The 4198-nt window shown below is 65.9% G+C and carries 2 protein-coding genes and 1 tRNA gene; all 3 read right to left on the minus strand.

Translation table 11 applies throughout. The features are described 5' to 3' along the window. Positions 1 to 180 precede the first annotated feature (180 nt). The 3 genes from KHY18_RS26860 to KHY18_RS26870 all read right to left on the minus strand — a co-directional run bounded on the left by KHY18_RS26860 (position 181) and on the right by KHY18_RS26870 (position 3982). Entirely contained in the window at positions 181 to 1863 is a 1683-nt protein-coding gene (locus tag KHY18_RS26860) for a TIGR04028 family ABC transporter substrate-binding protein (RefSeq protein WP_213307481.1), read from the minus strand. A 122-nt stretch (positions 1864 to 1985) separates the two neighbouring features. Beyond that, positions 1986 to 3620: an acyl-CoA dehydrogenase family protein gene (locus KHY18_RS26865; RefSeq protein WP_213307485.1), complete on the minus strand. Its 1635-nt coding sequence runs from the start codon at positions 3618 to 3620 to the stop codon at positions 1986 to 1988. A gap of 285 nt (positions 3621 to 3905) precedes the next feature. Next, positions 3906 to 3982, minus strand: a tRNA-Pro gene (locus tag KHY18_RS26870). Between the last annotated feature and the right edge of the window lie 216 nt (positions 3983 to 4198).

Below are 4198 nucleotides of genomic sequence, written 5' to 3' on the forward strand. Positions count from 1 at the left end.
CCTTGTTGCAGCCGGCGAGGGCCAGGGCCAACGCCAGTGCCGCCAGCGGGCGGGCCAGGGCGGTGGCTTGGGGAAGGAATGCGTGTGAAGTCATGACAATCGAGAAAGCTGGCATGGCGCAGCGCTTTCTATAGCGCCGCGCCAGCAAAAAAACAGGGTCGAATCGAATCCGGGTGGCGTTCAGTGCGGCGCGATCCAGCTCGCGTAGAAGCTGGGACGGCCCACGGCCTCGAAGCCCACATCCCGGAACCAGGGCGCGCCGGCGAATGCCTGCGGCTCCTCGAAGATGGGAATCACATAGGCCTGATCGATCAGATAGTTCTGCGCCTCGCCCACCAGCGCCAGGCGCTTGGCTGTATCGGTCTCGGCCGCGATGGCGTTGAGCAACTGGTTCAACTGCGCGTCCTCGAAGGCCTGCACCTTCTGGCTGACGCCGCCTTTTTGCAGCAGCACATTGCGGTTGGTCGGGTAGAACTGGCTCTTGACCACATCGGGATCGGCCCGGCCGACCATGGTGGCCATCACGGGCGTCTTCGTCGGGTCGAGGTTGTCGACGGCCGAGCTGCCGTTGTCGCCGGTCAGCACATTGAAGCGCACACCCACCTTGGCCCATTGCTGGGCCACGAGCTGCAGCGTTTCCTTGTTCTGCGGCTGGGGCAGGGCGACATAGGCAGCCAGCTCCAGCGGCTTGCCGTCCTTGTGGCGTATGCCGCCTTCGCCCGGCACCCAGCCGGCCGCGTCGAGCAGGCTCGCGGCCTTGGCCGGGTCATGGGTCAGCTTGGCGGACAGATCGACATAGCCTTGCGCATTGGCCGCGATCACCGAGGTGGCGCGCGGGTAGTGGCTGGAGAACAGCGTGTCGACAATCGCCTTGGTGTCGGTGGCGTGCAGCAGCGCCTGGCGCACCTTGAGGTCGGCGACCAACGGGTTGTCCGGGCGGAAATACAGGCCGTTGTTCACGCCGCGCGTCGAGGGCGCGTAGATGCTGAACTGCTTGTCGGTGACGCGTTTTTCGTCATAGGCCTGGACCTGGCGGATGAAGCCCGCCTGGCCCGACAGCAGCGCGCCGATGCGCACGCCGTCTTCGTTGTTGATGATGAACTTGACCTCGTCGAGCCGCGCGCGGCCCTGGTGCGCATGCTTGGCCGGGCCCCACTTGTAGTCGGCGCGTGCCTTGAGCACCAGCTCCTTGCCCAGCACTTCGCTGGCGACGACAAACGGGCCCGAGCCGATGATGCGTGTGGCATCGCCCAGCTCCTCGAACGGCCGCGCGAGCGTGGCCAGCGAGACCAGGCCCGAGCCGATCACCGACGTGCCCTGCAGGAAGCCCGGCGACGGCTGCTTGAAATAGAACTTCACCGTGAGCGGGTCCACCACTTCGCCGCGCTCGTAGTTGTTGATCACCTCGGACACCGGCAGCTTGAGTTCGCGGTTGCCCAGGCCGAAGGTGTCGAAGTTCTTCACCACGGCCGCGGCGTCCAGCGGCGTGCCGTCGGAAAAGCTCACGCCCGGGCGCAGCTTGAAGGTGTATTCGGTGGCGTTGTCGTTGACCGTCCAGGACTCGGCGATCCAGGGCTCGATGGCCAGCGTCGTCGGGTTCTGGTAGGTCAGCTTGTCGGTGATCTGGTTGAGAATGCCGCCGTTCGGATAGAAGCCGCCCGCCGGGGGGTAGAGGTTGGTGTGGGCCTGCTGTTCCAGATAGACCAGCACGCCGCCGGTGACGGGCGTGGCGGCTGCGGCCGGGGTGTCCGCGGACGGCTGCTGCTTGGAGCAGGCGGTCAGCAGCGCGCTGCCCAGAAGAACGGAAAAGCTGGCCGAGGCCAGCAGGGAACGGCGTGAAAGAAACGGCAAGGCAGGCTCCATACAGGGACGATGCTGGCCGGCGCGCAATATGCGGGCACGGCGTGAAAGTACTTGAATGGTGCGTTTGCCTGCTTAGGCTGTGAAGGTATAAATCGTCACTTCCTTATTTGTTTTCCGCATACTCAGACCCAGGCCGCGCGCAGCAGCGCGGCCGGATCGTGGCTGCCCGAGGTGATGCCCGTGACCGGGCCCCAGTCGGGGTCGAAGCGGCTGCTGATGAAGGCCGAAGCGGCCTCGGTGCTCGCATGCTGCAGCATCAGGCAGCCCTGGGTGGCGAGTGCCAGCCGCTGGGTGAAGCGCCGTGCCTGGCGTTCCAGCGCCTCGGGCGGCAACTGCAGCGCGGCGCGCAATTGCCGTACCTGGGCCAGCAGGGGCGGCGCCTGCGTGGCGATATCCTGCAGATGGTCGAGCAGCAGATGGGCGTCATCGGGGTTGCGCGAGACCGCACGCAGCACGTCCAGGCACATCACGTTGCCTGAGCCTTCCCAGATCGAGTTCAGCGGCGCTTCGCGGAACAACCGGCCCATGGGCCCGGTCTCCACATAGCCATTGCCGCCAAACACTTCCATGGCTTCGCCCGTGAGGCCCACGGCGCGCTTGCAGTTCCAGAACTTGGCGACCGGCGTCAGCACGCGGCGCCAGGCGGTGTCCAGCGGCGTCGTGGCGCCAGAGCGGCTCGCCAGGTCCATGGCCAGCAGCGTCGCGGCTTCGGACTCGAGCGCCATGTCGGCCAGCAGTTCGGTCATCACCGGTTGGTCGATCAGCGCCTTGCCGAACGCATAGCGGTGGCGCGTGTAGTGCAGGGTCTGGGCCAGGGCCTGACGGATGAAGCCGGCGCTGGCCAGCGCGCAGTCCAGCCGCGTGAACGTCGCCATCTCGATGATGGTCGAAATGCCGCGGCCTTGCTCGCCTATGCGCACGCCGAAGGCGTCCTTGAATTCCACTTCGCTGCTGCTGTTGGAGCGGTTGCCGACCTTGTCCTTGAGACGCTGGATGTGGACCGGGTTCCTGCTGCCGTCGGGCCGCCAGCGCGGCACGAAAAAGCAGGTAGAGCCATGCTCCCGGGTCTTGGCCAGCATCAGGTGGCCGTCGCACATGGGCGCGGAGACAAACCATTTGTGGCCGGTCAGCAGAAACTCTTCTCCCCAGGGCCCTTCGCCCGCGGGCACGGCCTGCGTGGTGTTGGTGCGCACGTCGCTGCCGCCCTGTTTTTCGGTCATGCCCATGCCCACGGTCATGGAGCGTTTCTGCGCCAGCGGAATGTCGCGCGCATCGTGTTCCAGCGAAGCGAGCAGCGGCGCGGTCACGGCGCTCAACGGTGCATTCAGGCGCAGCAGCGCAATGCTGGCCTTGGTCATGATGGTCGGGCAGGCGGAGCCCGACTCGATCTGGCTGTGCATGTACAGCGACGCGCCGTAGGCCGACCAGGCCGAGGGCCGCGGGTCCAGGAATGGCAGATTGGCAATGCCATTGCGCCGCGCCATGGCCATCATGGTGTGCCAGGCCGGGTGGAACTTCACCTGGTCTATGCGCTCGCCCCGGGGCGACAGCGCATGCAGCTCGGGCGCGTAGCGGTTGGCGTCTTCGGCGCTGCGCAGCGTCGCTTCGGCACCGTATTCGCCGCCCTGGCGCACCAGCTCGGCATCGCGCCACTGGGCGCCGCCGCGCGCGACGGCGCGGCGCAGCACGGGGTCGCTGGTGTAGACGTTGTAGTCCTTGAGCTCGGGCGGCTGGTTGTCGGGGTGAATGCCTGGCATGGTGAATCTCCTTGGAAACTCTTGGGCGTCTTCACGGCCAGGCACGCGATGGTGCGGTCTGGAAAGTGCGACACGATCATGCGAAATTCTAGGCAAGACGGCGCCTGCAGGCCTTCAGACTGCGCCTACAGTGCAAGCCATCCTCATGCTTCAGACGGTTCGCGCCAGGCCGCAGGCCTGGGTTCGGGATTCACTGGTAAAAGGTGATGTGAGTCGCCGCCGTGGTTGGCAAGCGTCCAGACGGACAAAAGGCCCTGGCTATTTCTAGCCAGGGCCTTGAATCACTGGTCGGAGCGGCGGGATTCGAACTCGCGACCCTCTGCTCCCAAAGCAGATGCGCTACCAGGCTGCGCTACGCTCCGACAGCATGCATTGTAATAGGGTTTTTGACCAGCGATGGCTTGGATGCACTAAAACTTCCAGCCGGCCTTGACCCAAAGGCGTGGATTGCGGTCAGCGGTGTCCGAAGTCGGGGCGCTGCCGCGGCTGCGCCAGGCCAGCGCGGCTTCCAGACTCCAGGCCTGATCGGCGAAACGCAGGCCCACGCCGTAACCGGCCAGGTCGCGCTCGTTGCTGCG

It is taken from the genome of Acidovorax sp. CCYZU-2555 (assembly GCF_018413525.1).
In the GTDB taxonomy this organism is placed as follows: domain Bacteria; phylum Pseudomonadota; class Gammaproteobacteria; order Burkholderiales; family Burkholderiaceae_C; genus Comamonas.

Excerpts from the sequence above, each read along its gene's own strand:
- KHY18_RS26865 (WP_213307485.1), bottom strand. The coding sequence starts at position 3,620 with ATGCCAGGCATTCACCCCGACAACCAGCCGCCCGAGCTCAAGGACTAC.
- KHY18_RS26860 (WP_213307481.1), bottom strand. The coding sequence starts at position 1,863 with ATGGAGCCTGCCTTGCCGTTTCTTTCACGCCGTTCCCTGCTGGCCTCG.